2 protein-coding genes are annotated in these 3079 nt (G+C 60.2%); both read left to right on the top strand.

Going from position 1 to position 3079, the window contains the following annotated elements; genetic code table 11:
- The coding region (locus tag C7389_RS24585) for a DUF2345 domain-containing protein (RefSeq protein WP_133595296.1) at window positions 1-1600 on the top strand (1600 nt) is incomplete at its 5' end.
- 79 nt (window positions 1601-1679) lie between these two features.
- On the top strand, window positions 1680-3002 hold the full coding sequence (locus tag C7389_RS24590; RefSeq protein ID WP_133595297.1) for a T6SS effector phospholipase Tle3 domain-containing protein: 1323 nt from the start codon (window positions 1680-1682) through the stop codon (window positions 3000-3002).
- The last annotated feature ends 77 nt before the right edge of the window (window positions 3003-3079 follow it).

Here is a 3079-nt window from a genome sequence, read left to right on the forward strand (position 1 = left end):
GCTCAGCGGCCATCCCCGCACCGACTGGAACCGCGGCTGGCGCCCCGTCCGCCTGCGCCACCACGGCCGCCAGCACACCAGCCAGGCCGAAGAGAACGCCGACGGCCCGCATGGCACCGACTACCGCTACCACGTCGAACTGGTGCCCGACGACCTCGAATGGCGCCCCGCCCCCCGGCCGCGGCCCCGCGTCCCCGGCCCCCAGGTCGCCACCGTCGTCGGCCCCGCCGGCGAGGAGTTCCATGTGGACGAATTCGGCCGCGTGCGCGTGCAGTTCCCCTGGGACCGCGAGGGCAACGACGACGAACACAGCAGCTGCTGGATCCGCCCCACCCACGGCTGGGCCGGCGCCGGCTGGGGGCAGCTCAGCCTGCCGCGCATCGGCCAGGAAGTCATCGTCAGCTTCCTCGACGGCGATCCGGATCAGCCCATCATCACCGGCCGCGCCTACCGCGTCGGCAACCGCCCGCCCTACGAACTGCCCCGCCACCAGGTGCTCGCCACCCTCAAGAGCAAGGAACACAAGGGCGGGCGCGCCAGCGAGCTGCGCCTGGACGACACCACCGCCGAGATCAGCGCCGCGCTGATGAACGACCACGGCGACAGCCACCTGCACCTGGGCTACCTCACCCACCCCCGCCCGGACGGCGGCGCCCCGCGCGGCGAGGGCTTCGAGCTGCGCACCGATCTGCACGGCGCGCTGCGCGCCGCGAAGGGGCTTTTGTTGACGACAGATGGGCAACCACAAGCCCAAGGTGGCCATCTCTCTCGACTAGAGCTCATTCAATGCCTTGAGAGTGCGCTTGAATTGGCCAAGAACTTGGGAAGCTATTCAGAGCAGCATCAGAGCCTGGCCCACAATCCACAGCCTCAAAGCTCCCTGACCGAAGCAGTAAAGAACCTGGGACACGGGGCAAACGATGAAAAGGACGGGGGCGGTGGTGGACAACCGCTTATCGCGATCAGCAGTCCTGCAGGTATCGCCGCAGGCACGCCACGTTCAATCACACTGGCTGCTGGTCAGCATCTGGATGCCGTGACAGAGCAGAACCAGCAGCTCACTGCTGGTCAAAACATCGTCATGAACGCTGGGCAAGGAATCAGCCAGTTTGCCCACGGTGGCGATCTGCGTCAGATCGCACATCAAGGGCAGGTACTGATACAGGCACAACAAGACACTATCCGGTTGCAGGCGGACAAGAGCGTAGAGGTCAGCGCCAGTGAAGAGCATGTTCTGGTCATGGCTGAACGGCACATCACACTTTTATGCAATGGTGCTTACATCAAGCTGCAGAATGGCTGCATCGAATTCGGTTGTCCTGGTGAGATGAACTTCAAAGCAGCTGGATACACCTGGAATGGCGCAGCCAGTGAGGCTGCAACACTTCCCCAATTTGACGTGGGCCAAACCCAACGGCGTTTTGTCCTGACCTTACCCGATGGAGTTCGCCCAGCAGCCAATCAGCCTTACCGGGTGACTTTGAGCAATGGTGAGGAAATGACGGGGGTAACTGACGCCCAAGGCGCCACGGAGTTGATGCAGCAGGATGCAATGCATATCGCGTTCTTCGAGTTGCTGGCGCCCAATACGCTCAAGTAAAGCGGCGACACATATCGCACATGGGCATGCAGCTCGCCGGCTCAACCCATTTACCATCTAATCGAGGAACTAAAAAAGGATGTCCTCAAGCACAGTTGCTGGAAAATCCCAGGCCATCCTGGCTCCTGGTGCGGGTGATGCTCACGTGCATAAGCAGCAGCCCAAGCCCTGCATTGTCATTTTGATCCACGGCGTCAATGACCTAGCCGGCGTCTACGACGAACTAGAAACAGGCATTTGTACGGGACTGAACGAGCGGCTGGATCATTCGCTAACTAATCGAGGCAAACGCAGTCCAGCCGCGCTTAATCCGGCCACTTACACCTCACCCAAGGACGATGAGGGCAAAGCGCCTGACCCGGATGCTGTGTATTACCGGCGCATTGCTAGCGAAGGCAAACAGGGCGGCCATTCGCGCAGCGTCGTCATTCCCTTCTACTGGGGCTTCCGCGAGGAAGAGGCCGCGATTCAGAAACAAACATCTCACGGCGAATGGCTGGACCGCTTCGGCAACCGGTTGGACAAGGCCGGCACCAAGGAAGGGGGGCCTTTCGGCAATGCCACGACCACGCTTACCGATATGTTCGGCCGAGGCTTCTCAGCCAAGCTGGGATTCCTTCCCATGAACCCCATGTTTGGAACACCCGACCACCCCTTATTCCCCGCACCTAACCGCCGTTACATGGTCCTGGCCGCACAGCGCTTGGCGATGCTGGTCAAGATCATCCGCAACTATGAAAGTGCAGATGGTAGAAGCGGCAAGCATGACACCATCAACGTAGTCGGTCATAGCCAGGGAACGCTCATCGCCTTGCTGGCCAATGCGATGCTCAAGGATGAAGGACACGGACCAGTCGATGCCCTAATTATGATGAGTTCGCCCTATAGCCTGGTTGAATCGGGTTATGAGCGTATGGAGCTCCACTCCGCCCAGCAAACCACACCAGCGCGAATACAAACCCTGGCGAACATCACAAGGTTCATCGGCGAACACCCTCAGACAAAGCCAAGCATGAAGGAAATGGCCGATGCGACGCACAACAGTTGCATAGGCGGCCTCCGTTGGAATGCCGGGCAATGCAAAACCACGATCGATGGAAGGGACGTTGAGTTTGCCGAACGGGATAACCGCGGTGGCATCTTTCTCTATTTTTCACCGCAGGATCAGACAGTCGGGCTGAGCAACGTGCGGGGCATCGGCTGGCAGGGCGTTGGAGAGTCCGTCACATACAGCACGGATCATCGCAAACAGGCGGTTACCCCCCTAGTCGCAGGCAAAAGACTGCTGGGAACAGTTACGGGCCAGGACTATTTCGAGGTCGAGGAGCCCGCCCTTGCCGCACTAGGCATGAGATTCAATCAGAGAGTCTTCACCCCCCGCCTGTGTCAGGCGACATCGTAAATTGACCCCCTAGCGACACGAGGAATTGCCCCCCTCGCTCGCAAGGAGGGCATCGTTGGAAACGAAGCACATTGAGG

Source organism: Azoarcus indigens, assembly GCF_004361735.1.
In the GTDB taxonomy this organism is placed as follows: Bacteria; Pseudomonadota; Gammaproteobacteria; order Burkholderiales; family Rhodocyclaceae; genus Azoarcus; species Azoarcus indigens.